Source organism: Marinobacter pelagius (genome assembly GCF_900114925.1).
Lineage (GTDB): Bacteria > Pseudomonadota > Gammaproteobacteria > Pseudomonadales > Oleiphilaceae > Marinobacter > Marinobacter pelagius.
This window is the reverse complement of the sequence record NZ_FOUR01000008.1, coordinates 39,954-65,051: the sequence shown is the minus strand read 5'-3', so window position 1 is coordinate 65,051 and position 25,098 is coordinate 39,954. Positions and strand designations below refer to the sequence as shown.

The window sequence follows — 25,098 nt, the reverse complement described above, 5'->3', positions numbered from 1 at the left end:
AGCGCCTGTGGTAGAATTCTTGCCCACAAATTCTGAGTGATGCTGGACCAACCCAATCCCCGGAGCAAATCCATGATACACCCCGTCATTATGGCCGGCGGCACCGGCTCCCGCCTCTGGCCGCTTTCCAGACAGCTGAACCCGAAGCAGTTCCTGAAACTGACGGACGAGCGGCTGTCCATGCTGCAAATGACGGTAGCCAGACTGGACGGAATAGCCGCAGCTGACCCCCTGTTGATCTGTAACGAAGAACATCGGTTTCTCGCCGCAGAACAAATGCGTCAGTCCGGTTTTGACGATGCACGCATCATTCTCGAACCTTGCGGCCGAAACACCGCACCCGCCATTGCTCTGGCGGCTCTCCAGATGGTCAACGAGCTCGGTGATGATGACGAAGACCCTGTGATGCTGGTATTGGCCGCAGACCACCTGATTCAGGATGTGGCCGCGTTCCAGGCAGGCATTTCCCGGGCCATTCCCCTGGCGCAACAGGGCAGCCTGGTGACCTTCGGGATTGTACCGGGGCACCCGGAGACCGGATACGGCTACATCCACCGCGGTTCGGAACTGGCTCCGGGATGCTTCGCGGTAGACAGCTTCGTGGAAAAGCCGAACCTGGATACCGCCCGGACATACCTCGCTTCCGGAGACTATCTCTGGAACAGCGGAATGTTCCTCTTTGGTGCCCGACGTTACCTCAAGGAGCTGGAGAAGCACCGGCCGGACATCCTCGCAATTTGCCGGGCGGCCGTTGACGATGCAAGTCAGGACCTCCATTTCACCCGCATCAATGCCAGTGTCTTCGCCGACTGCCCCGAAGAGTCCATTGACTATGCCGTGATGGAAAAGACTAATGATGCCGCCGTGGTATCCCTTGATGCCGGCTGGAGTGATATCGGTTCCTGGTCGGCCTTGTGGGAAGTCAGCGAGAAGGACGAGCGTGGCAACAGCTTCAGCGGTGATGTGATCGCCCATGAGACCAGCAATACCCTCGTGCGGGCAGACAGTCGGCTGGTCGCCACGGTTGGCGTGGAGGACCTCGTCATCATTGAAACCAAGGATGCGTTACTGGTGGCCCACAAGGACAAGGTTCAGGACGTGAAGAAGGTTGTGGAGACCATCCGCAACGACGGTCGCCACGAGCATATGAATCACCGGGAAGTGTATCGCCCATGGGGTGTTTATGATTCCATCGACAGCGGCAAGCGATACCAGGTCAAACGGATTACCGTAAAGCCCGGCGCCAAACTGTCGGTACAGATGCACCATCACCGCGCCGAGCACTGGATCGTGGTAAGCGGCACTGCCCAGGTGACCAACGGGGAAAAAACCTACCTGGTGACTGAGAACCAGTCCACCTACATCCCCGTGGGCCAGGTCCACTCGCTGGAGAACCCCGGAGTGATCGATCTTGAACTGATTGAGGTCCAGTCGGGCTCCTATCTGGGCGAAGACGATATTGTTCGATTCGAGGACCTGTACGGCAGAACATGAGCAAGCTGAAGTACTTTCTGATTGCGGGGCTGCTTCGCATAGTTGGCTCAATGCCCCTTGGCATGGCGCAGAAGCTGGGGCGGCTGGTGGGCTTGATTGCCTGGGTACTGCCGACAAAATCCAGAAAAGTGACTGATACCAACATTGCTATCTGTCTTCCGGAGCTTTCTGAGGACGAACAGCACCGCCTTTCCAGAGAATCGATGGCCCAGACGGGTATGACGTTGTTGGAAATCCCGCTGATGTGGGAGTGGCCGGTAGAGAAGTGCCTTGGATTGATCAAGGAGACCCGGGGACTGGAACTCGTGGACCAGTCCCTGGCTTCTGGCAAGGGACTGATCCTGCTGGCCCCTCATCTTGGCAACTGGGAATTGGCAGGGTTATTTTTCTCCTCCCGTTACAAAATGGCGGCGCTATACAGCCCCCCGCACCTACCGGAATTCGAGGATTACATGATCCGGGTAAGAGGTAGATTGGGCTCTGAACTGGTACGGGGTGATCGCCGGGGGCTCACCCGCCTGATGGCCATTCTCAAGGAGGGCGGCGTGGCCGGCATCCTCCCTGACCAGTCTCCCCGGGGCAAAACCAATGCCTTCGCGCCATTTTTTGGCATGGAGGTCAAAACCATGACCCTCGTGGGAAAGCTGATTCAGAAAACCGACGCCAATGTTCTCGTTACCTATGCCGAGCGGCTCCCTGACGGAGAGGGCTTCCGCATACTCGTTACCGAGGCGGAACCCGGGATGGGTGATGACAACCCGGCGGTTGCGGCCACGGCTCTCAACCAGTCGGTTGAAAAAGTGGTGCGCCTGTCACCGGAACAGTATCAGTGGGAATACAAGCGCCTGAGACATCGCCCGCCTGGAGAAATCAACCCCTACAACCCTGACCGGGTCTGTTAGCCCTGTTTCATCCGATTGATTCAGCTCAACACCAACTCCACGATGCGAAACATCCGGCCGACACTCAAGCAGCGCCTCAACTGGGCGCTGACATTCACCTTGGCAAACGGCCTGATCGCGACAGTGATCGGGTTGAACTATCTGAGGTGGATGTCCGTTAGTGACGGTTATACTACCGCGTACGTATTTACCCTATACGGCGGCCAGTTCTTTCTGCTGGCAATGGTCTTCGGTCTGCCCCTGATCCTTCTCGCTTTTGCTCCCTGGCGAACTCTCCTTATCACGCTGGGAAGCTTTTGGGCAGCCATACTCATCTGCCTGCTCAGCCTCGATACAGCCGTCTATGCCCAATACCGCTTCCATCTGTCCGGATTCGTCCTGGAGCTGGCCGCACAGGCGGGACAGGAAGTTTTCAATTTCTCCGGGCGAACGTGGCTTGAGGCAGGTTTTGTCGCCACTGGCGTACTGATCGGAGAAATTGTGCTTGCCTGGGTAATATGGCACTGGCACCCGAGGTTCCTGTGGCTCGGAGCAGCATTCGCGACCACACTGGCCTTCCAGATGACCGCCCATGGCTGGCACGCCTGGGCAGATGCTCACTATGACACCCGGATCACCACTATTACTCGGCATGTACCACTGTACTACGGGGCAACGGCCAAGCGCTTCTTCAAGGAAAATGGCCTGATCGATCCAGAAAAGATCCGGGAGCAGGCGCAGCTCCAGGAAATGGTGGGAGCGCGCTCCCGGGCTGAAAAGCCGGATTACCCCAAGCATCCACTGGCATGCTTAACACCGGAATCGCCACCCAACATCCTGATCATTGCAGTGGATTCATTGCGTTGGGACATGCTGGATGAGCAATGGATGCCTGCTGTGAGCCGCCTTGCAAAGTCCTCACTCGTATTTCATAACCACCGGAGCAATGGAAATGCCACCAAACCGGGCATTTTCACGTTGTTCTATGGCTTACCGGCCAGTTATTGGGATCTGTTTTCCTCAACCCATACTCCCCCGCTATTGATCCAGCGCATTCAGGAGCTCGGGTATGTGCTCCGGATCTTGAGTTCTACCACGCTGGTAAGCCCTGCTTTTGACCGCAATGTATTCTCCTCGGTCGAGAATCTGAGACTACAAACCCCCGGTAGCAGTGCGTGGGAAAGAGATGCACAAATCACGGACGACTGGTTAGCTTCCATGGAAGAGTGGCAGCAAGAGCAGCGGAACCAGCCATTTTTCGGTTTTCTGTTCTACGACAGTCCCCATTCATTCTCACCACCTCCCGATTTTCCGAGAGTTGAACCGTTCTGGGATCCGGTCAATGTACTGGAGCTCGATAACGACTTTGATCCCGAACCCTACTTTAATGTATACAAGACCACTGTCCGATATACGGATCATCTTATCGATCAGGTTCTGGAGGATCTCCGGCAACGCTCACTGCTGGACAACACCATCGTTCTGATAACCGCTGACCACGGCAAGGAATTCAACGAGAATGGCAAGAATTACTGGGGCCACGGGAGCAACTTTTCCGATTACCAGCTCAGGGTCCCCCTGATCATTCACTGGCCCGGAAGGGAGCCTGCGGAAATATACCGGGATACCGTTCACTTTGACATTGCCCCAACGCTACTGAGATCGGTGCTGGGATGTTCAGAAACTCCCGCTGAAAACCTTGCTTCAGACTTCGGCCTTTTCGCGGAAAACAGCCGGCACTGGACAATTGCTCACAGTTACATGAGTCACGCCCTGCTGATAGACGATACGATCGTCGTAACCGACCCGGCTGGCAACGTCGATATCCTTGACAAGAACCTTGAGCCAAAGGCCTCATTCCCGGCATCCGCCGTGCTGGTACAGAGTGTGCTCCAAGAACTGGCCAGATTTAACAAAAACTGATGGAACCCCGTATGATGCACCTACCCCATGCCCTCCTGCCCCTACTGTTCATGACAGGTCTGGGCGGTGCCCTGTTTTCTTCTAGTATCCTGGCGGGTGCCACTGCATTACTCGCCATCGCGGGTATCACACTGATCTTTCGCAAATCCCTGAACCAGTCCGGGTGGGTAGTTCCGAAAGAACTCAGGCTGATGCATTTCGCCTTCTGGTTTTTCGTCCTGGTGAGTTTCTGCTCATGGGCATTAGAGGGATTCACCTATGAAGGCGGAAAAAACCTTGGTACGCACGCCCGGCTAATCCTGTTCTGGCCATTGATTATTGCCCTCACCTACTCCGGGATCAGGGCCCGCGGCATCTTCACCGGTCTCGCATTGATTTCCGCGTCCGTGATCATTGTGTTCCTGATGGCCCTTGCCGCACGGAGCGGCGCCTGGGACAAGCTTCTCAACACCCGGTTCGGCGGAGGCATCAATCCCATCAGCTTTGGCAACATCGCCCTGCTCGGGGGCATGCTCACAGTGACCGGGGGACTGTTCTTTGTCCGAAGCAAGCGGCCGCTACCGGCGACCTTAATGTGCATAGTCGGCGTGACCGCTGTGATCGTATCAATGTTTTCGGAAACACGAAGCAACCTGGTGGCCCTGCCGGCCCTGCTACTCCTGCTGCTGCCTCTGATCTCCAGAAAGCTCCGGATTGCCGGTGCAATAGCAATCCTGGTTATCGTTGTTGCGACTATAGCCAACAGTGACCGGATGTCCCGGTCTGTCGAGCACCTCCTGGAAGGTGGAAAACTTGATACATCCATGGATGTCCGCATCGAGGTGTGGGGACTGGCATGGGATCTTTTCCTCGAATCACCTCTCACAGGCTCCGGACTCGGCGGCTATACCCGGGGAGTCGAGGAAGCCGTTACCGCAGGAGAAGTGCCCAGGAAAATTGGCGACTGCTGCACGGGACATGCACACAATGATTTCCTCAATAACGCGGCAACCAGTGGAATACCGGGCATCCTGAGCTGGGCTTTCCTGATCTTCATTCCACTTTCAGTATTTTCGCGTCACATCTTCAACAAGCATGCGCCTACCGCTCATATTGCAGTTGCAGGCTCCATGGTGGCTACAGGATATCTGGTGTACGGTCTGACGGAGGCAACATTCGATCGCAGCCTTTTCCTGACCTTCTATCTGCTGGTCATGGCCGGGCTGGCTTCGGCACTCTTTACGGAACTCAGAGCCTCCTGCTACCGGGAACGCAAGGTCCGGGTTTCTGCTACCGTCATCGCCAAGAACGAGGAAGACCATATAGCTGACTGCCTGCAATCCGCCCGCCTGGTGGCTGATGAGATCATTGTTCTTGACAGTGGCAGCAGTGACCGGACAGCGGAGATTGCCAGACAGTACGCCGATATTGTCGAAGTTACCGACTGGCCCGGTTTCGGAATCCAGAAGCAGCGGGCCCTGGAGAAGGCAACTGGCGACTGGGTACTTTCCCTGGATGCGGACGAGCGGATCACACCCGAGCTTGCCCGGGAAATCAACCATCATCTTGCCGATCCCGATGCGGACGCCTACAAACTGCCCTGGGCCGTAACCATCTATGGCAAACGACTGGATTTCGGTCGCAGCGGGCGAGCACCTTTGCGCCTGTTTCGTCGCGAGGGAGTGCGTTTCTCCGATGCCCTCGTTCACGAACGAATCCTGATTCCGGAAGGTCGTAAGATCAGAACGCTAAGAGGACGGCTGACCCATTACACCCACCGGGATTTTGGCCATTCCCTGGAAAAGAGCGCAAAGTACGCCTGGCTCGGTTCACAAGAGAAACATCGAAGAGGAAAGAAAACCCGCACCATGATCTATCCCACCTTGCGCGGGTTGATGACCTTTATCCAGGTCTATTTCATCCGGTTCGGCTTTCTGGATGGTGCGGTCGGCTACCTGACGGCGGTCACCTATGCCCAGGTGACCTTCAACAAATATGCAGGGTTGTGGACATTAGGTCGCCCGACGCAAGACAACCGGAACACCGAATAGCGACTGCGAAAACCAACCCCGGCTTCAGAGCCGGGTTGTCTCTACCCCTATGCCCTGAAACATGCTCTGGATCTCACTGTAAAACGGGAGTTTTGCCGCAAGAACCGCATCATCGATCTGATAGACGGAGAGCTCCGGAAAAATCTTCTTTAGCGTAAACAGGGCTGTCGAAGTGAAACTGTAGAAGGCTATGTATGGCTCCCGGGACAGCGACACCTCAACTTCAATGGGCCAACGAGGAGAAGATCTCAGCTCAACAGGAAATTCCGCCAAAGTTTGTTCCAGCTCCCGGCGCCGCTCTTTACGGTGCATAAAATAGACAATCCGAGCATCCGGGTGCCGTTCGACCACATGAGCCAGCTGAGATCGCATTTGCTTTAAACGGTCTCCCCCCCCGAACGGCTGACCAATAAATCCCACGAGAGGGATTCCCTCCTTCCCCTCCGTTCGCGGCGGGAAGATCTGACGAAATACAGGGAAATCGTGAGTCTCAACATCCACTTTGCCGGAGCTCTCCAGAGGAAAACAGGTGAAGAAACTTACCCTGTCAGGAACAATGCCCTGCAGATCAACTCCGAGCCTTGCCAGCAGCCTCCGCTTGCCTTCGGTGATCCTGGAGGCGAGACCCTCACTATGAATTGCATGGTAGTACCTGACCGTTGCAAGGCCATCGTCAACGAAGATCAGCTGCTTCCACGCCAGCCCCAGGTAAAAAGCTTCGTGAATCCAGCTGGACTTATTCCCGATGAACAATCGATCGATCCGGTGGCCTGACAGTTTCCGGAACGCAGATCTCAGGCGCAGATAGAAAGTACTTTTCTTCAAGTAGATTGTCTGGATATCGTTGAGGCGCAACCTTTCCAGCAGGAAAGCCATCTGGTTTTCGGTGACCTTGTTGTCAGGCCTGGCGATAATCAACAGACAGGATGAGGCCTCACATTCATATCGGGCACGGGCTTCAGCACAACTGATAAGCTGCAACGGTGTGCTGGCAACGAAAACGTTCAGATTCATTCACTCCTTCGCATTTTTTTCAGTTCCTTCCTCAACCGTCGCCTGACCTTGAGCTTTCGAACCAGATTCATTGGCTTTCGTTCCAACCCTGACTGCTGGTGCACGAGGAAATCCTCTACCGCATCCAATACACGAGAACTGGACCTGCCATCCCGGTAACTGTGCAGTTCCTCACAGAGCGAGCGAGTTGACGCCATCAGGTCTTCCGGATACGTCAGCGCCTTTTCCAGTGCCGCTTCAACGTCGTCTACCCGGTCCACGTCGATCAGGTAGGGGCCAGGCATTTTGGTCCTGAACGTCACTACGGGGCGGTCGAGGAACATGAATTCGAACATGATGGAAGAAGTGTCACAAAGCATGACATCTGCCTCTGGCAATATCGGCAGCAAATCCTCATCACTTTCAACAAATCTCAGATTTTCTCCTGCCAGCTGCCGGTACCGCTCCACAACTTCCGGATCCATTTTCGGATGCAGGGTCACGATAAAGTTCCAACGCCCACTGCGCGAAAGCTCACCGATCTTTTCCACCAGATCCGGCGCTGAAGTCACAGAGCGGCTGAATGTTGAAGCATAAAAAACAACCGGTAGTTCGCCGGACTGTCTTACTCGGGGACCCTGGACAGCCGCGGACAACAGCGGATCCAGTTTGGGCCAACCAGTATGGGCTACTGCAAAGTGCCGATACTTATCTGCCAGCTCCCGGAATTTGGCGGTATCCTTCTCTGCGTGGGTACAGTAGAGGTCAAACCAGCCACGTATCCGGTAATGATCGCTCTCGTCCTCACTGCTGTGCCCACGTTTGTTCCTGGCCATGCCATGGAAAACCTCGACCTTGATTCCGGGGAAAAAGTACGGCACCCAATCGCCCGGCACGAACGTGGCATCCGCCTTGTACTCCATTACCTCCTGGACGGTTTTCAGATGTCGCTCATCAGGTCTGAGAGGATCAGTAGTACACCCGGCGACGAACCAGGCAGACTCATGGCCACGACGCCTTATCTCGTCCTGTAGTGGCCGAAGAATCGAGTAGGAATAGGGCTGATTAACGAAAAACAGAAAACGACGCATTCAGTCTCTGCCGGTCAAGGATTTATAAAGCTCACCGGTCTCGCGAACGGTTTGTGAGGTATGGAAACGCGTCGCGATCCGCTCTTTTGCGGCCGCCCCCATCCGGCCCAGAAGGTCACGGTCCCGATAAAGCTGCTCAATACCCCCCGACAATGCAGAGGCGTCTTTTTGTGGCACAACCAGCCCACTCACTCCGTTTTCGACCAGTTCGGGCATTCCGCCTACCCGGGTGACTACCGGAGCCACGCCATATGCCATGGCTTCTATGACTGCCCTGGGGAGCCCTTCCCGTTCGATGGAAGGCAGTACAAAGACATCACTGGCCGCTGCAATGCCCGGAGCATCCTGTCGATAACCAGTGAAATGGATCCGTTCGGGGTGCTTCGTGCCGGCTACCTGGGACTTGAGCTCCTCATTGTTGATCACATCACCCACCAGAAGCAGGTGTACCTCAACATCCTCAGGCAGCTCATCAATTGCTCTGACAAGAACATCAAAGCCTTTTCGGGGTCGGTCCCGGCCGGTGCAGCAAACCACGAAGGCATCTTCTGGCACTCCGAACTGGCCCAGGTCCGTGGGAGGGTCCTGATACCAATCAAGATCATGCCCCTTGTAGATTCGCTGAAGTTTCTTCGGAGGAATACGCATCCAAAGGAAACGGACCTCCTCGGCCAAATGCTCCTTGATGGCATCTGCCACACACACGATCTTGCTGACCCGGGGATGCAGGAAGGTTAGCCAGGACTCGGGATTAAGGAAACTGATATTCCCGATCACCCCACGATAGGCCACCACACGGATATCAGTACCTTTTGAGGCCCGCAGCCCGCAGGCAAGCGACCTGGGATTGAAGGCATGAATTATGTCGTATTGCTTGCGGGCCAACTGCTCCCGGATTGCAGCAGTGCCCTCTTTATCAAAGCGGTTTTTCAACGCCATGGGCTGGGCAACGAGACCTTCATCCACCAATCGCTGATAGTTTCGCCCCTTGGGATTGCACATGACATCCACATCAAACCCGGCGTTTCTCAAACCGATGAACAGCTCGGTTTCAGGGCGGTCACAGGCATCCGTCAGACACAGAATGGCTGGCAGAGCACGGTTTTGCTGCTGATCGCTCAAGAGGATTGGCTCCCGTTATATCCGTTCATGAATGAATCCCACACCCTATCCAGGGCTGAATTGCCCGCCACCTTCCGGATCGAACGGGCGAAACGCTCAAGGTTACCGGCCTTCCACTTTTCTGCCGGCTGGTCCGGCATGATACGCCCCTTGTCAAAATCAATCAGGAAGTAGGTACCGTCTCTCACCAGAACATTGAAACAGTTCAGGTCGGCGTGGTGCACACCGGCATCATGAAAGCGGCGAATTGTTGCCCCAAGGACTTCCCAGTCAGCGACGTCAAGCCCAGGGATCAGATCGGCAAGGGGAGTTGTACCTTCCAGGCGTTCAATAAGAATTGCGGCCTGGTACAGGAAGGCCGAGACCTTCCGGTACCAGGCCGCAACCGGCCTCGGAACCGGCAGCCCCATGTCGACAAGGCGATCAAGCAGACGAAACTCGGCAAAAGAACGGACATCCTGTTCACGGGTGAATACATAACTCTGCTCGGAAATCCGTGCGACAAGACCACCACGGCGGTACTCGCGCAGTACCACCTGCCCCATGCCGGTATCGATAAACCAGGCTCCACCGCGACCTCCACTGCTTACCGGTTGCGCCCTTGCCCCCCAGAACTCGGGACGGAACCAGTCAAAGGTTACCCGGCCCTCATAGTCGGGATGGACCAACAGCACGGAGCCCTCTTCCCGCAAACAGATTTCGGATTCAGCCATGGTCATCCGGACACCAGAACAGACACGACAACACTCGGCCCGGGCGCCCTTCGGGACCTTCGCCGGCGAGTACGATAGAATGGCGGCCAGTTTACCAATGATTACCGGCAAAGCTCCACAAACCTGCGGCCGGAACCTTTAACGGATCGTTAACCGATGAAGTCTATCTGCATTCTCCGCCTGTCTGCTATCGGCGATGTCACCCATGTCATTCCGGTGGTACTCAGCCTCCAGGAACAAGTACCGGGCGTAAAAATCACCTGGGTGATCGGAAAGATCGAAGCCAAACTGATCGGTGACCTGCCAGGAGTCGAGTTCATCGTTTTTGACAAGAAAGCGGGGCGGGCAGGCTACGCGGATCTGCGCAGACAAATGAAGGGGCGCCGGTTCGATGCCTTGCTGCACATGCAGGTGGCATTCCGCGCCAACCTGGCATCCGCCTGTATCCCTGCAAAAATCCGGGTCGGTTACGACAAGGCCCGGAGCAAGGATCTCCACAGTCTTTTCGTCAACCGTCGCATTGCACCGGCAGCACAACAGCATGTCAGGGACTGCCTCGCCAGCTTCCTCGAGCCCCTGGGACTCGAAGCAGCAGCTCCCCGCTGGACTATTCCCCTGAGCAGTTCGGACCATGATTTTGCCAAAGAGCACCTGGCCAATGATCGGAGGAACCTCGTGATCAGCCCATGTGCCAGCCACAGACTGCGCAACTGGCCGGCAGAGCGTTACGCGCAACTTGCGGATTATGCAATCCGACAGCATGGGATGAATGTGATCCTGGTAGGAAGTCCCGCGCCTTTCGAACTTGAGTACTGCGCCGCTATAGAGTCAACGATGGAGGGAAAACCCCACAATATCTGCGGCAAGGACACCCTCAAGCAACTGACGGCCCTGATGACCCATGCCGATCTCGTTATCGCACCGGACACCGGCCCGGCTCATATCGCCAGCGCTGTCGGTACCGATGTCATCGGACTGTTCGCCGCCAGCAACCCTAACCGCTCAGGGCCATACAATTCCCTTGAGTGGTGTGTAAACCGGTATCCGGACGCGCTGAAAAAGTTTACCGGCAAGACGGTAGAAGAAGCCCGTTGGGGGGCCAAGGCGGAATTCGAGGGGGCAATGGAACTGGTGACTGTCGAAGATGTGGCCGAAACGCTGGATCGGTGGGTCAGCGTGAACAGGGGATTAAACAAGGGGTCAGATGAAAGCGTTCATCTGACCCCGTCTTCCTGACCCTGACTTTCAACATTTGAACAAGGGGTCAGATGAAGGCTTTCATCTGACCCCGACGTCCGATCCACGGAATTTACGTTACTTACGAGCGGTATAGTCCTGGTAGGACTTCTCTTCCACGAAACGGGAGCCCAGCGCCAGGTTGACTTCTTTCTTGATGGCGGCGCGCTTGTCGTTGGTTACGTAGACGGCGCGGGCCAGCTCGATAAAGCGGGAGCCAAAGTCCTGCGCGGCTTCCTGATCCCGGATGTCATCCTCAATCACCCAGAGCTCTTCGTTCACGGCTTTGAGCTGCTTGCGAAGATCCTCGATAGCACTTTGATCCTTCACTGCCTCGTTCCAGGTTTCGGTCAGCTCGTCGAGTTCGAGGCGCACGTTTTTCAGCTTCGCCTCATCCTTGATCCTCTCGGATTTGATTTCGAGGATGGTGATTTTGTCGAGTACCTCACCGAAGGATACGGGTACCTTGATTACATCTGCCATTTGCTCGTCCTGAAAGAAAGTGTTTCTGAATATACAAGAAAGCCGGCGGCTGTCGGTTTTTCCGGGAAATCAGCCTCTGACCAGCGTCAGCCAGTCACTGTGCTCAGGCAGCTTACCCTTAACAGCATCAAAATAACGTGACTGCAGCTTCTCGGTCACCGGACCGCGCTTGCCTTCGCCGATGATGCGGCCATCCAGTTCACGGATGGGCAGTACCTCGGCTGCGGTACCAGTGAAGAACGCCTCCTCGGCTACATACACCTCGTCCCGGGTAATACGGCGCTCCTTCACCTGCAGCCCCATGTCCCTGGCGAAGTCGATGATCGTGGCCCGGGTGATGCCCTCGAGGCAGGAGGTCAGTTCGGGCGTATGCAGAACGCCATCACGGACGATGAAGATATTCTCCCCGGAGCCTTCCGCGACATAACCCTCGTTGTCCAGCAACAGGGCTTCCTCGGCACCGCCGGAGATGGCCTCGTTCAGCGCCAGCATGGAGTTGATGTAATTGCCGTTCGCCTTGGCCTTGCACATGGTGATGTTGACGTGGTGACGGGTATAGGAGGAGGTACGGACCTTGATACCGATCTCCTTCGCTTCCGGAGACATGTAGGACGGCCAGCTCCAGGCGGCAACCATGATATGAACCTTCAGGTTGTCGGCGCGCAGACCCATACCCTCGGAACCCAGGAACACCATCGGGCGCAGGTAGGCTTCGTCCAGATTGTTCTCACGCACCGCCGCGCGCTGGGCCTCGTTGACCTCATCCTTGGTGAACGGCATTTTCATGTTCAGGATGTGGGCGGAGCGGAACAGGCGGTCGGTATGCTCTTTCAGGCGGAAAATCGCCGGGCCATTCGCGGTATTGTAGGCTCGCACACCTTCAAAACAGCCAAGGCCATAATGCAGGGTGTGAGTCAGCACGTGGGTTTTGGCTTCCCGCCAGGGAACCATTTCACCGTCGAGCCAGATAAGGCCATCGCGATCAGCCATCGACATTGTTTTCTGCTCCTAAAAAAGCGGTTTTCGGGGAGTCGGCATTCTAGCAGGAAAACTCAGGGAAAATAAATTTAGCTTACTAATCAAGCATCACTTTTTTCCACATACTTTGGATGTAGTCACGCTCTTCCGGGAACGCATCCCCCTCCACCTGGCTGTTCAGGTTCTGCAGCGCGCGGCGATGGATGGTCGAGCGCAGGGTTATGAAGGTCTCCCGCAGCTTTTCGGTGTCCTCCACCGGTAATACCCCGGCTCGCCCCAGCTCTTCCATCTGGCGGATATTATCAGGCCACTGGGTCAATTCAGGATGGTCGGAACACCACGCCAGCATCAGGTACTGCACCATGAACTCGATATCGACAATACCACCGGGGTCGTGCTTGATATGAAACACCTCGGATCGCCTGCTCTCCGGTGTTCCCAGGCTTGACCGCATTTTCTCCCGCATCTCCACCACTTCTTCCCGAAGTTTTGAGCGGTCACGCTGCTGGCAGAGGATGTCATGGCGGATAGCCTCGAAAGCCTCCAGCGTCTCGGTGCAACCGGCTACACCACGGGCGCGGGCCAGGGCCTGGTGCTCCCAGGTCCAGGCATCGTTGCGCTGGTATTTCTCGAACGCGCTCAGGGTTGTCACCAGGAGCCCGGAATTGCCCGAGGGGCGGAGTCGCATATCCACCTCGTACAGTTGCCCCGAAGGGGTCTGGGTACTGAGGATATGCACGATTCTCTGGCCGAGGCGGGTGAAGAACACCGCGTTATCGATGGGCTTGTCGCCATCGGTGGACAACTCCGGATCGGCCTTGTGCACGAACACCAGATCCAGGTCCGACGTATACCCCAGCTCGATTCCACCCAGCTTGCCGTAGCCGATGATGGCAAAATCCGTTTCGCAGGCGGAACCGTCTGAGCGTCGCGGATAGCCGTGGCGACTGACCAGGTTGGCGAAAGCCACATCCACCACGTGATCCAGAACCACTTCGGCGATCCAGGTCAGGTAATCGCTCACTTTCATCAGCGGCAGAGTGCCCTTGAGCTCTGAAGCCGCCACCCGGAGGATGTGCGCCTTCTTGAAATGGCGCAGGGACTCCATCTGCTCCTCCAGATCCTCAAACGGAATCCGCAGCATCTGCTGGCGCAGGTCATCCTGGAGCTCCTCCTTAGCCGGAGGGGTGTACAGACTCTCTGCATTGAGCAGTTCATCCAGCAGCAACGGCGTCTCCGCCAGCTGTTGCGCCACCCAGGGGCTTTCGCTGCACAGGCGCACCAGCTGGGTGCGGGCGCCCGGATTTTCCAGCAGCAGGACCATGTAGGCGGTACGCCTCAGGATTGCGCTGACCAACTGCAACACCCGGGACAGTGTCTGCGAGGGATTTTCAACGTCGGTCAGAGCATCCAGCAGCACCGGCATGAACTGGTTAAGGCGTTTTCTACCCTGGGTCTGGAGGGTCTCAACGGTCCGGCTATCCCGAAGCTCTGTCAGCTCACGGCAGCTCTCCTCGGGGTTTTCATAGCCCTGCTCTTTTAGCCAGTCCCGCGCACTTTCGTCGTCCATCTCCGCCAGCCAGATTTCCTGCCATTCCTCGGCCAGCTCGGATTCCCCGTCCTCTTCTTCCTCTTCGGTGGCAATGATGTTGGCAAAATGGGTGGCGACCCGTTCACGGTGTTCGTCCAGAACTTTCTGGCATTCGGTCCAGGAATCAAAGCCCATGATCAGGGCAATGCGGGCACGGTTCAGGTCGTCCTCCGGCAGGGTCTGGGTCTGCTTGTCCTCGATACCCTGCAGGGCATGCTCGAGATTCCTGAGGAATACATAGGCCTCCCGCAATTCACTGACGACCCCGGAGGGCAGCAGTTCAAGGGCTTCCAACTCTTTCAGGATGGTCAGAAGCTCCCGCTGCTGTAGTTCCCGGTCCCGGCCACCCCGGATCAGCTGGAAGGCCTGGACCACGAACTCGATTTCCCGGATGCCCCCGCTGCCCAGCTTGATGTTGTTTTCCAGGCCCTTTCGCCGCACTTCCCGGCTGATCATGGCCTTCATGCTGCGCAGGGATTCAAAGGCGCTGAAGTCGATGTACTTGCGGTAGACGAAGGGGCGCAGGCTTTCCATCAGCACCTGCCCGGCTTTCTGGTCACCGGCCACTACCCGGGACTTGACCATGGCGTAGCGCTCCCAGTCCCGGCCCTGGTCCTGGTAGTAGGTTTCCAGCGCGGCAAAGCTGAGCGCCAGGGCACCGCTCTGGCCATAGGGACGTAACCGCATATCCACCCGGAAGACAAAGCCGTCTGCGGTTATCTGGTCCAGGGCCTGGATCAGACGCTGGCCCAGGCGAATGAAAAACTGCTGGTTATCCAGCGAGCGCCGCCCGCCGCGAGTTTCACCTTTACCGGGAAAGGCAAAGATCAGGTCGATGTCGGAGGAGACGTTGAGCTCCCGGCCGCCGAGCTTGCCCATGCCGATCACAACCAGGGGCTGAGGCGCCTCCTCACCGGTGACCGGGTCCAGACCATAGGGAGTGCCCAACTGCTCACAGGAGTCTTCATAGAGCCAGTCCAGGGCGCCGTCGATACAAGTATCCGCGAACGCACTGGCAGCGGCCATGGTTTCCGCCAGATCGGCCCACCGAAGCAGATCACGCCAGATTACCCGGAATTGGATTTCCCGCCGGAACCGGCGCAGGGCCGCATGCAGTGCCGGCTCGCCATCAACCCGCTCAAGGTACTCCTGCCAGCGCTTTGCCAGATATTCCGGGGTTGTCGGCTCTGAGAGTAGGCGGGAGTCCACCGCTTGCCTGACCTGATCTGCATGCCGCTCCAGAGTCTGACGCAGGAACAGGCTGCGACCCACCGCATCGGCAACCACGGACTCCGGGACCGCCTCATCCTCAACCAACCATGCGGGCACTCCGTCCGGGAAAACCGATTCCCAGCATTCGGCGACGTCCTCGGCGATTGGTGACGGCAAGGCACTCCATGGCGCGGACATAATGCAAACCCCTGTCTCTCTGTTATATTTTCGGTACTGTATACCCTACTCACCCACGACTGAACAGGCCCATCCACCGAATGCTGCCACTCAGACGCTCCCTTAGTCCGGAGCACGCCGAGACTCACCTGCCCATGGGGCGCATCATCCGGGCAAGGATGAAACGGCTTTTCCTGATTCTGATCGCCATGATCACCCTGCAGATTCTGATCATCTGGGCAGCGGAGGATCTGGACCTGTTCGAATCCATCTGGCTCACCCTGACCACGGCAACAACCGTCGGCTATGGGGACTTCTCCCCAAAAACGCCCGTGGGCCGGATAAGCACCATGCTGATCATGTTCGTGGGCGTGATCACCATGCTCACCATCATCATCAGTGATTTCATTGAATACCGGTTCTACCGCCGGGAACAAATCCTCAAAGGACGCTGGATCTACAAAATGAAAGAGCACATTGTCATCATCAACACACCAAAGACCGGCGGTGCCCAGTATTTCATGCGCTTTGCCTCCCAGGTCCGGGCGGTTCCCGGCTACGAAACCATCCCCATCATGCTGGTGACCCGCGAATTCCCGGCCGGCCTGCCGGCCGAACTGTCGGACTGCGGCGTCGTGCATTATCACGGCTCTGGCAGTGACCCGGAGGCGCTGAAGGCGGCCCATGCCGGCAGTGCAAAGCACATTATCGTTCTTGCGGCGGACGAGGCCGATCCGATCTCGGACAGTCTCACCTTCGACATCGCCCATCGCCTGGCCGAGTCCAACCTTGGCAGTCACACCACTGTAGAGTGCGTCAGTGATCGAAACCGGGAACGCTTCAAGGCCCTGGGTATCCGGACAATTATCCGCCCGGTCCGCACCTATCCGGAAATCATGGTCCGGGCCGTAGTGGCGCCGGGCTCCGAGAAAGTGCTGGAAGACATGTTCAACTATGAACGGGACCATCCCCACCGTTATGACCTGACGCTGGACGATCTGAGCTGGGCAGACATTGTCAGCGCCCTGGTCCGCCACGGCATCGGGACGGCTTTGGCTTATATCGATAACGACGACGAAGTGATATGCCACCCGCCCACGAACGACGAGGTAGAGGGCAAGGGGCTGATCGTATTGGTAAGGTCCACGGACACACCCGGGGTTGAGGTAGTAGAAGAAGCCCTGGATCGCTACCGCAAGTTTCTGGCCAGCTGGCATGAAAAGGACCAGGCCGGGAAACCCTCCGGTACCGCCTGATGCAGTTACTCAGGCCGAGGCAAGCCGGAGCTGCAACTGTCCGAGTTCAGGCCTTCGCGCCAACTCCCGAACGCTTGCGCCCTGCTCCAGGGCATCGAGGACGCTCATTAACCCGGCTTGTGCACCGGCCGTACCGGCGGCCCGTTCAACTTCGGAGAGATCACTGCCTCCTGCCGTCCATCCAAGATCCTGAAGCCAAGCCAGACTCAACTGATAAAGAAATCCTGTTATCGACAAAGCGCCGGCTTCCGGCTCAATCCTTGGCTCATAGAGCCCAGCCAGGTAATATCCCTGCTCAGCCTTGCTGACCAGGTTCAGAAAAACAGGGACTTTCTCCGCCAGCTCACGGGCCAGTGACATCAGAATGGCCGGGTTACCGGACTTGAGCTCAAACTCCACCTCATTCAAAGGTTCAGCCCGGCCCCCACCGGCGACGGTTCCCGAATCCAGTGCAACCTCCACTTCGGCGTCGTCACGCCTGATCATCCAGATCTGCCGCCGGAAGTTGGTTTCAAACGCCACCGTCAATTCAGCGAGATTGACCCGGTCAGCTAAAGGCGTATCCGCGAGCAGGCCCAGGCTCAGATCCGGCCCCGGCAGCGGCCATTCCCACTCCTGCCGGCGGTGGGCGCCGTTGACGAATTCACCCCGGGTTTTGAGGGTCTGGATGTACTTGTCCCCGGCCTGACGGACTCTCAGGGCGGCTTTCTGCCGATTCAGCTCGGCTCCTGGCGTATCGAAATAGCGGTTGATCAGTGATTTTTCACCGACATATTCAGCGGTCGCGTCATTGGACAGCCAAGCCTGAACCTTTTGTTGGTCGGCCTCTGAAACCGTCAACTTGATCTCGAGTTCTTCTGCCATTTCCAGTTTCCTGTCGGGTTTTGACTGAGCATACATAAAAAAAACCGGCGACCCGAAGGTCACCGGTTTTTGGACTACTTGATTAGCTGGTTAGCTGATCAGAAGTAGTATACGCCACCGATTGCAGCGATGGATTGCTCGTCACCAGCGCCGGCACCGTCTTCAAGATCGAACTCGTTGTTGTCAGAGCCGTACAGGTAGCCTTCGAAGTAGACGTACATGTTGTCAGAGACGTTGTGCAGGGCCTGCAGAGCAACGACGTCTTTCTGATCGCTAGTGTTGTCATCTTCAACCAGCTGGTAAGCCAGGGAGAATTGGTTGGCACCCATGGTGTACACACCGATCACACCGTACTCGTCACTAACGTCCTTGCGGGTCTGGTATTCACCAGTCAGGCTGAAGTCACCCATGGCGTAGGTAGCACGTACACCGTAGGTGTTCTCGTTGTTTACAGACGCTGTGTTCTTGGAGTAAGCAGTATTGCCATCGTTGGAGTCCATGGCTACGGCCAGTTCAAGCGCGTCAACGCTGTACATAGCGGCCAACTGGTACGGGTAGGACTTACCGTTGTTGTCTGCGTCGCCGTCGCCGTTAACCTGAACAGCTGCACCCAGCTTCAAGCCACCAAAGGACGGAGTCAGGTACTGAATCAGGTCACCTTCACCAGTGTCGTAGCTACCGCCAACGCCAGTACCCACTTCGTGGAAGTTCACGATCTTGTCGATGGCGCTTTCGTACATGGAGTCGTCAGAACCAACCCAGACCTGACCGAAGCTGTCGCCCTTCACACCGATGTAGGCCTCGTCCAGCTTGTCGATACCGCTGCTGGCAGCTTTATCGTCAGCGTTGATGCCTTCCAGCTCCATTTTCAGGAAGCCGGTGATGCCCGGAGCGATCTCGTGGTCGTGCGTAACACCCAGAGTAGTACCGTTGTCGAAGTGATCTACAGCAGAACCACCACCATCAACGTTGGTGTGGGTGATTGCGTACTGAATGTTACCGTAAACGGTCGGCAGGTTGCTTTCCTGGGCTGCAACAGCGCCAGAGAAAGTAGCTGCTGCAATAGCAGATGCGATGAGCGTCTTTTTCATGTTGCGTCTTCCTTTTTGAGTTAACTCAGGTTTAGCGACGGGTATTAATCCCGATTTATTAAGTTGTTCAGGCATCACCAGTCAGGCTGGATGAGCCGGATTCTCCATTATCTCCATGTCAGTTTTATGACATCCAGATAACTTTTCTTCTTCTTTTGAAAATCTGCAGAACTGCAGATCTTTGTAGCTCAGTTACTTACAGCACTTTCTTAAAGCACTGAGTAATGAATCTGTTTTAATACAAAGAACCTGCATTTGCAAATTTTAAACAGCGCATTTTTAGCTTGTTTGGCACCAGAAAGGCAACCTTTTATAGCCATGAGCTCTGTTCGGTTTTGTGACCAGTGCGTTACAAATACGAGGCCAACCACCATTTTTTTCTTTCAATTCAGCGAACTAACACGGCCTATTTTCTGTCTCAGGCCAAATATCAAACTATTCGGGTTATCGTGCGCACCATCCACAAACACGCAGGCGACCGCCGCCCAATCATGGTGCAACGCCCATTCATGACGAACCTGTAACCTCCAACATGAAGGTCACCGGCCCATCATTGATCAACTGCACCTTCATATCCGCCCCGAAACGCCCTTCCGAGACACGCTCAACCCCCAGGCGCTCTTTCGCCTCAAGAACGAACTGGCAATACAGGTCATTGGCCACATCCGGCTTCGCGGCCAGGGAAAAGCCCGGGCGGGTTCCCGAACGGGTATCGGCTGCGAGAGTGAATTGGGGCACAACGAGCAAGCCGCCGCCGATGTCCTGAAGACTGCGATTCATGCGGCCCTGCTCGTCAGGGAAGATACGATAGGAAAGAATTTTTCGGCACAGCTCCTTTGCCTCTGCAGCCCCGTCATCCCGCTCAACCCCAAGCAGAAGTAAGACGCCACGGCCAATCGTGCCAACTGACTGGCCATCAACCGTGACACTGGCTTCCGACACTCTCTGGATAAGCCCTTTCATTCGCTTCCTGACTGACGGGGAAATTACGAATCGGCAAGAGTGTATCCCCGCTCCCGGAAGACCGCAACCCGACCAAAGCCTTTTTATCCGACCGGCTTCTCGCTTTTAGCAACCACTTCCTCTACGCCTCTGATCAGGGCATCGATAATGGCTGGCTCGGACGCGGAATGACCCGCATCCCGGATGATCCTGAGGTCGGCCTCGGGCCAGGCATTGCTGAGTGCCAGGGCGTTATCCAGAGGACAGACCATGTCATAGCGGCCATGAATAATGATCCCCGGAATGTCGGCCAGCTTGTGGGCGTCCCGGACAATTTGATCGGGTTCGAGGAAAGCGTTGTTCATGAAGTAATGGCATTCAATGCGCGCCAGGGCGATGGCCACATGAGGGTGTGCGAAATGCTCGACCACCCGGGGGTTGGGGTTCAGGGTGGCACATCGTCCCTCCCATATAGACCACGCCTTGGCAGCCTGGATCTGCTCCAGCTCGTTGGTGCTGGTCAGTCGACGGTAGTAGGCCGAAACCATATCGCCACGCTCGGCCTCGGGTATCTGCGCCTCAAAATCCTCCCAATAGTCCGGGAACACCCGGCTGGCGCCTTCCTGGTAGAACCAGTGAATGTCCCGCGGCCGGCAAAGGAAAATGCCCCGCAGCACCAACCCCATGACTCGCTCCGGGTGAGTTTGCGCATACACCAGGCTCAGGGTTGAGCCCCAGCTGCCACCGAACAGGAGCCAGCGGTCAATGCCCAGGAACTGGCGAACGGTTTCCATATCCTCGACGAGCTTGTCGGTACTGTTGCCTTCCAGTTCCGCCAACGGCGTGGACCGGCCGGCACCGCGCTGGTCCATGAGGATGATACGGAAACGTTCGGCATCGAAAAAGCGGCGGTGGTAGTCCTCGCAGCCACCGCCCGGGCCACCATGGACCACCAGAACGGGAATGCCGTCGGGGTTGCCGCTTTCTTCTATGTAGAGTTCGTGGGGGGGATCGACAGCCAGGCGGTGCTGTGCGTTGGGGTGGATTTCGGGGTAGAGGGTCAGCATGGGCGAAACTCCGGTGTAAAGGCTTTTATGGGAGTTTGGCTGAAGATGGGGTCAGAAGAAAGCGTTCTTCAGACCCCTGGGGGGGATAAAAAAAGGGGTCAGATGAAGGTTTTCATCTGACCCCGACTTCACGTCACGCCTGCGGCAACCTACTTCTTGCCGGCGCGCTTGCGCTCGTTTTCGGTGAGCAGTTTCTTGCGCAGGCGGATGGACTTGGGTGTTACTTCCACCAGTTCGTCGTCGTCGATGAACTCCAGCGCCTGCTCGAGAGTGTGCTTGATGGGCGGCACCAGGCCGATCACTTCGTCCTTGCCGGACGCGCGCATGTTATCGAGCTTCTTGGCCTTGGTAGGGTTGATCACGATGTCGTTATCACGGCTGTGAATACCACACAGCTGGCCCTCGTAGATCTCGTCACCCGGCGCCAGGAACAGCTTGCCACGGCTTTGCAGGGTTTCCAGGGAGTAGGTCATCGCCGTGCCTTTGGCCATGGAGATCAGCACACCGTTCTGGCGGCCACCCATGGCACCTTCCTTGATCGGGCCGTAGTGGCTGAAGGTGGAGGTCAGGATACCGGTACCGGAAGTCATGGTCAGGAAGGCGTTACGGAAGCCGATCAGACCACGGGCCGGGATGATGTATTCCACACGCATGCGGCCTTTGCCATCCGGGATCATGTTGGTCATCTCGCCCTTGCGCAGGCCGAGCTGCTCCATCACGGCACCCTGGTGCTGCTCTTCGATATCCACGATCACGTTCTCGTACGGCTCCTGCTTGACGCCGTCGATCTCGCGGATGACCACTTCCGGGCGGCCCACGGCCAGCTCGAAGTTCTCCCGGCGCATGTTCTCGATGAGAACCGACAGGTGCAGCTCACCCCGGCCAGACACCTTGAACTTGTCGGCAGAGTCACCCTCTTCCACACGCAGAGCCACGTTATGCAGCAGCTCTTTTTCCAGACGCTCCTTGATGTTGCGGCTGGTGACGTACTTGCCTTCCTGGCCGGCAAACGGGGAATCGTTCACCTGGAAGGTCATGGAAACGGTGGGCTCGTCCACGGTCAGTGCCGGCAGCGCCTCAACGTTGTTCGGATCACACAGGGTGTCGGAGATATAGAGCGGATCCAGACCGCTGACACACACGATGTCGCCAGCCTGGGCTTCGTCAACTTCCACACGCTGCAGGCCGGAGTGGCCCATGATCTTGAGAATTCGACCGTTACGCTTCTTGCCGTCAGTACCAAGAGCTACTACCGGGGTATTGGTCTTGACGGAGCCGCGCATGATGCGGCCGATGCCGATGACGCCAAGGAAGCTATTGTAGTCCAGCTGGGAGATCTGCATCTGGAACGGGCCATCCCGATCGACGGCAGGCGCGGGTACGTGGTCGACAATCGCCTGGAACACGGCGTCCATGTTGTCATCCAGGTCTTCGTGCTCCATACCGGCAATGCCGTTCAGAGCGCTGGCGTACACAATCGGGAAGTCCAGCTGCTCGTCGGTGGCACCCAGGTTATCAAAAAGGTCAAACACCTGATCCACAACCCAGTCCGGACGGGCGCCGGGCCGGTCAATCTTGTTCACTACCACGATCGGGCGCAGGCCCGCTGCGAAAGCTTTCTGGGTAACAAAACGGGTTTGCGGCATGGGGCCGTCGATGGAATCCACCACCAGCAGCACACTGTCCACCATGCTCATGACCCGCTCAACTTCGCCGCCGAAGTCAGCGTGCCCCGGAGTATCCACGATGTTGATATCGTAGTCTTTCCATTTCAGCGCGGTATTCTTGGCCAGAATGGTGATGCCACGCTCTTTCTCCTGGTCGTTGGAATCCATAACGCGCTCGCTTTCGAGCTCCTTACGGTCCAACGTGCCGGACTGGCGCAACAACTGGTCAACCAGGGTGGTCTTACCGTGGTCTACGTGGGCAATAATGGCGACATTTCTGAGCTTATCAATCACAACGGGTTTCCTGAGGAAAAAATGAGCGGCGCGCAGTATATCGAAAAGTCGATGTCGTTAATATGAAGATTAGTGCCTATTCTTTAACCAACTGGTTGCGCACTGATATGACGCATCCGTGGCGAGGCCGCACCATATTGGTGCGTTATTTTGGTGCAAAGCAGTGGGTGACCATCCCGTGCTGCGCGCCATAACGAGCCGAAAGCCTTGCGGCTGCGCCGTTCTGGCGCAAGAGCAAAAAACTGGCAAGCCCCTTGCTTATGCTTAGTCAGCCGAAATTATCAGGTAAGGGATGCACGCTTTTGGTAAGCTGCCCGAACCCGAAAAACAGATCGGAACTCAGTCCCACTGAACGATCCGGCACCACGAACATGAAATACGCCCGCGCCGCGGGATAACTTACGGAGCATGCACAATGTCCAAGACGATTGATTTGATTAAAGAGCACGAAGTCAAATGGGTAGACCTGCGCTTCACCGACAGCCGCGGTAAAGAGCAGCACGTGACTCTGCCGGCGACCGAGGTCGACGAGGATTTCTTCACCGACGGCAAGATGTTCGACGGCTCCTCCATCGCGGGCTGGAAGGGCATCAACGAATCCGACATGATCCTGATGCCGGTCGATGAAACCTCCGTACTGGATCCGTTCACTGAAGAAACCACCATCAACATTACCTGCGACATCGTGGAGCCAACCACCATGCAGGGTTATGAGCGTGATCCGCGCTCCGTGGCCCGTCGTGCGGAGGAATACCTGAAGTCCAGTGGCATTGCCGACGGCGCACTGTTCGGTCCGGAGCCAGAGTTCTTCGTATTTGACTCGGTAAAATGGAACGTAGACATGCAGGGCGCCATGTACTCCCTGCACTCCGAAGAAGCTGCCTGGGTCTCCGGCGAAGACTTCGATCGTAACAACATCGGTCACCGTCCGGGCGTGAAAGGCGGCTACTTCCCGGTTCCGCCGGTAGACAGCCTGCACGACCTGCGTGGCGCCATGTGTGCCGCCATGGAGTCCATGGGGCTGGAAATCGAAGTGCACCACCACGAAGTCGGCACTGCCGGCCAGTGTGAAATCGGTGTTGGCGCCAACACTCTGACCCGCAAGGCGGACGAAGTTCAGATCCTGAAGTACTGCGTACACAATGTGGCCCACGCCTACGGCAAGACCGCCACCTTCATGCCCAAGCCGGTAGTGGGTGACAACGGTTCCGGCATGCACGTGCACATGTCCCTGAACAAGGATGGCAAGAACCTGTTTGCCGGCGACGGCTACGCAGGACTGAGCGAGATGGCGCTGTACTACATCGGCGGTATCATCAAGCATGCCAAGGCCATCAACGCCTTTACCAACCCGGCCACCAACAGCTACAAGCGCCTGGTTCCGGGCTTTGAAGCTCCGGTCATGCTGGCCTACTCCGCCCGCAACCGCTCGGCCTCCATCCGTATCCCGTATGTAAACAGCCCGAAGGCACGCCGCGTAGAAGTGCGGTTCCCGGATCCGGCGGCCAACCCGTACCTGGCCTTCGCGGCCCTGATGATGGCCGGCCTGGACGGCATCCAGAACAAGATCCACCCGGGCGATGCCATGGACAAGGATCTGTATGACCTGCCGAAGGAAGAGGCCCTGAACATTCCCCAGGTTGCCACTACCCTGCAGGAAGCACTCAAGTGCCTGGAAGAGGATCACGAGTTCCTGACCCGCGGCGGCGTCTTCACCGAAGACATGATCGCCGGCTACATCGACCTGAAGCAGGGCGAAGTAGAGCGTCTGAACATGACCACTCACCCGGTCGAGTTCGATCTGTACTACTCCTGCTGATCCGGTCTGATCCCGGAACTGCAGCAAGCCCCGCCCCGTGCGGGGCTTTTTTTGTGCGCGACCGCACACTCTCGCGCCCTTAACGATATGTAACCAACAAGGACCGGCCAGAGCGTTGAAAAGGCTTTTCAGGCCGTTGATAATCAAACCAAACCATCGTTGCAGGTTACGGTT

19 protein-coding genes are annotated in these 25,098 nt (G+C 56.8%); 7 read left to right on the top strand and 12 right to left on the bottom strand.

Annotated elements, in window-relative coordinates; translation table 11 throughout:
• Nucleotides 1–72 precede the first annotated feature (72 nt).
• The 4 genes from BM254_RS15165 to BM254_RS15150 are packed head-to-tail and all read left to right on the top strand — an operon-like array spanning nt 73 to nt 6,328.
• The gene (locus tag BM254_RS15165) at nt 73–1,494 is read left to right on the top strand and encodes a mannose-1-phosphate guanylyltransferase/mannose-6-phosphate isomerase (protein WP_092005575.1); all 1,422 of its coding nucleotides are present in this window, start codon (nt 73–75) and stop codon (nt 1,492–1,494) included.
• Complete coding sequence (locus tag BM254_RS15160) at nt 1,491–2,396, top strand: lysophospholipid acyltransferase family protein (protein ID WP_092005572.1); 906 nt, start codon at nt 1,491–1,493, stop codon at nt 2,394–2,396. Before BM254_RS15165 ends, BM254_RS15160 begins: the two co-directional genes overlap by 4 nt.
• A gap of 15 nt (nt 2,397–2,411) precedes the next feature.
• Nucleotides 2,412–4,298, top strand: coding sequence for a DUF3413 domain-containing protein (locus tag BM254_RS15155; RefSeq protein WP_092005569.1), 1,887 nt, complete (start codon nt 2,412–2,414; stop codon nt 4,296–4,298).
• Nucleotides 4,299–4,309: 11 nt separating this feature from the next.
• Complete coding sequence (locus BM254_RS15150; protein WP_217647762.1) at nt 4,310–6,328, top strand: O-antigen ligase family protein; 2,019 nt, start codon at nt 4,310–4,312, stop codon at nt 6,326–6,328.
• 24 nt (nt 6,329–6,352) lie between these two features.
• Here BM254_RS15150 and BM254_RS15145 read toward each other — a convergent pair whose 3' ends face one another.
• Genes BM254_RS15145 through BM254_RS15130 form a run of 4 tightly spaced genes read right to left on the bottom strand, consistent with a single transcriptional unit; the run spans nt 6,353 to nt 10,247 of the window.
• Complete coding sequence (locus BM254_RS15145; RefSeq protein ID WP_092005563.1) at nt 6,353–7,342, bottom strand: polysialyltransferase family glycosyltransferase; 990 nt, start codon at nt 7,340–7,342, stop codon at nt 6,353–6,355.
• The gene (locus BM254_RS15140) at nt 7,339–8,412 is read right to left on the bottom strand and encodes a CDP-glycerol glycerophosphotransferase family protein (protein ID WP_092005561.1); all 1,074 of its coding nucleotides are present in this window, start codon (nt 8,410–8,412) and stop codon (nt 7,339–7,341) included. The genes BM254_RS15145 and BM254_RS15140 overlap by 4 nt, the downstream gene beginning before the upstream one ends.
• The gene (locus BM254_RS15135) at nt 8,413–9,534 is read right to left on the bottom strand and encodes a glycosyltransferase family 4 protein (protein ID WP_092005558.1); all 1,122 of its coding nucleotides are present in this window, start codon (nt 9,532–9,534) and stop codon (nt 8,413–8,415) included. It lies immediately after the preceding gene.
• Nucleotides 9,531–10,247, bottom strand: coding sequence for a 3-deoxy-D-manno-octulosonic acid kinase (locus BM254_RS15130; protein WP_092005834.1), 717 nt, complete (start codon nt 10,245–10,247; stop codon nt 9,531–9,533). Before BM254_RS15130 ends, BM254_RS15135 begins: the two co-directional genes overlap by 4 nt.
• 156 nt (nt 10,248–10,403) lie before the next feature.
• Here BM254_RS15130 and BM254_RS15125 point away from each other — a divergent pair, with 156 nt between their 5' ends.
• Nucleotides 10,404–11,483, top strand: coding sequence for a glycosyltransferase family 9 protein (locus BM254_RS15125; RefSeq protein ID WP_092005555.1), 1,080 nt, complete (start codon nt 10,404–10,406; stop codon nt 11,481–11,483).
• A gap of 78 nt (nt 11,484–11,561) precedes the next feature.
• Here BM254_RS15125 and BM254_RS15120 read toward each other — a convergent pair whose 3' ends face one another.
• The 3 genes from BM254_RS15120 to glnE form a co-directional block, all read right to left on the bottom strand.
• Complete coding sequence (locus BM254_RS15120) at nt 11,562–11,966, bottom strand: DUF6165 family protein (protein ID WP_092005552.1); 405 nt, start codon at nt 11,964–11,966, stop codon at nt 11,562–11,564.
• A 69-nt stretch (nt 11,967–12,035) separates the two neighbouring features.
• Entirely contained in the window at nt 12,036–12,962 is a 927-nt protein-coding gene (locus tag BM254_RS15115) for a branched-chain amino acid transaminase (RefSeq protein ID WP_092005549.1), read from the bottom strand.
• 79 nt (nt 12,963–13,041) lie between these two features.
• Entirely contained in the window at nt 13,042–15,945 is a 2,904-nt protein-coding gene (gene glnE, locus BM254_RS15110) for a bifunctional [glutamate--ammonia ligase]-adenylyl-L-tyrosine phosphorylase/[glutamate--ammonia-ligase] adenylyltransferase (RefSeq protein ID WP_092005546.1), read from the bottom strand.
• Nucleotides 15,946–16,025: 80 nt separating this feature from the next.
• Here glnE and BM254_RS15105 point away from each other — a divergent pair, with 80 nt between their 5' ends.
• A complete protein-coding gene (locus BM254_RS15105; protein ID WP_092005543.1) occupies nt 16,026–17,180 on the top strand; it encodes an ion channel in 1,155 nt (384 codons plus the stop codon).
• A 9-nt stretch (nt 17,181–17,189) separates the two neighbouring features.
• Here the strand turns inward: BM254_RS15105 and BM254_RS15100 are convergent, their stop codons facing one another.
• From BM254_RS15100 to typA, 5 genes are all read right to left on the bottom strand, one after another.
• A complete protein-coding gene (locus tag BM254_RS15100; RefSeq protein WP_092005540.1) occupies nt 17,190–18,044 on the bottom strand; it encodes a CYTH domain-containing protein in 855 nt (284 codons plus the stop codon).
• 98 nt (nt 18,045–18,142) lie between these two features.
• A complete protein-coding gene (locus BM254_RS15095) occupies nt 18,143–19,135 on the bottom strand; it encodes a porin (protein ID WP_092005537.1) in 993 nt (330 codons plus the stop codon).
• Between the two features lie 507 nt (nt 19,136–19,642).
• The gene (gene dtd, locus BM254_RS15090) at nt 19,643–20,098 is read right to left on the bottom strand and encodes a D-aminoacyl-tRNA deacylase (protein ID WP_092005535.1); all 456 of its coding nucleotides are present in this window, start codon (nt 20,096–20,098) and stop codon (nt 19,643–19,645) included.
• A gap of 83 nt (nt 20,099–20,181) precedes the next feature.
• On the bottom strand, nt 20,182–21,144 hold the full coding sequence (gene pip, locus BM254_RS15085) for a prolyl aminopeptidase (RefSeq protein ID WP_092005532.1): 963 nt from the start codon (nt 21,142–21,144) through the stop codon (nt 20,182–20,184).
• Between the two features lie 149 nt (nt 21,145–21,293).
• A complete protein-coding gene (typA, locus tag BM254_RS15080; RefSeq protein WP_092005529.1) occupies nt 21,294–23,105 on the bottom strand; it encodes a translational GTPase TypA in 1,812 nt (603 codons plus the stop codon).
• 415 nt (nt 23,106–23,520) lie between these two features.
• Here typA and glnA point away from each other — a divergent pair, with 415 nt between their 5' ends.
• Complete coding sequence (gene glnA, locus BM254_RS15075; protein ID WP_092005526.1) at nt 23,521–24,924, top strand: glutamate--ammonia ligase; 1,404 nt, start codon at nt 23,521–23,523, stop codon at nt 24,922–24,924.
• Nucleotides 24,925–25,098 lie beyond the last annotated feature (174 nt).

Coding starts and splice junctions, on each gene's coding strand:
- BM254_RS15145 (WP_092005563.1), bottom strand. CDS start 7,342: ATGAATCTGAACGTTTTCGTTGCCAGCACACCGTTGCAGCTTATCAGT.
- BM254_RS15140 (WP_092005561.1), bottom strand. CDS start 8,412: ATGCGTCGTTTTCTGTTTTTCGTTAATCAGCCCTATTCCTACTCGATT.
- BM254_RS15165 (WP_092005575.1), top strand. CDS start 73: ATGATACACCCCGTCATTATGGCCGGCGGCACCGGCTCCCGCCTCTGG.
- BM254_RS15100 (WP_092005540.1), bottom strand. CDS start 18,044: ATGGCAGAAGAACTCGAGATCAAGTTGACGGTTTCAGAGGCCGACCAA.
- dtd (WP_092005535.1), bottom strand. CDS start 20,098: ATGAAAGGGCTTATCCAGAGAGTGTCGGAAGCCAGTGTCACGGTTGAT.
- BM254_RS15115 (WP_092005549.1), bottom strand. CDS start 12,962: ATGTCGATGGCTGATCGCGATGGCCTTATCTGGCTCGACGGTGAAATG.
- BM254_RS15125 (WP_092005555.1), top strand. CDS start 10,404: ATGAAGTCTATCTGCATTCTCCGCCTGTCTGCTATCGGCGATGTCACC.
- BM254_RS15130 (WP_092005834.1), bottom strand. CDS start 10,247: ATGGCTGAATCCGAAATCTGTTTGCGGGAAGAGGGCTCCGTGCTGTTG.
- BM254_RS15150 (WP_217647762.1), top strand. CDS start 4,310: ATGATGCACCTACCCCATGCCCTCCTGCCCCTACTGTTCATGACAGGT.
- pip (WP_092005532.1), bottom strand. CDS start 21,144: ATGCTGACCCTCTACCCCGAAATCCACCCCAACGCACAGCACCGCCTG.
- BM254_RS15160 (WP_092005572.1), top strand. CDS start 1,491: ATGAGCAAGCTGAAGTACTTTCTGATTGCGGGGCTGCTTCGCATAGTT.
- BM254_RS15105 (WP_092005543.1), top strand. CDS start 16,026: ATGCTGCCACTCAGACGCTCCCTTAGTCCGGAGCACGCCGAGACTCAC.
- BM254_RS15095 (WP_092005537.1), bottom strand. CDS start 19,135: ATGAAAAAGACGCTCATCGCATCTGCTATTGCAGCAGCTACTTTCTCT.
- glnE (WP_092005546.1), bottom strand. CDS start 15,945: ATGTCCGCGCCATGGAGTGCCTTGCCGTCACCAATCGCCGAGGACGTC.
- BM254_RS15120 (WP_092005552.1), bottom strand. CDS start 11,966: ATGGCAGATGTAATCAAGGTACCCGTATCCTTCGGTGAGGTACTCGAC.
- glnA (WP_092005526.1), top strand. CDS start 23,521: ATGTCCAAGACGATTGATTTGATTAAAGAGCACGAAGTCAAATGGGTA.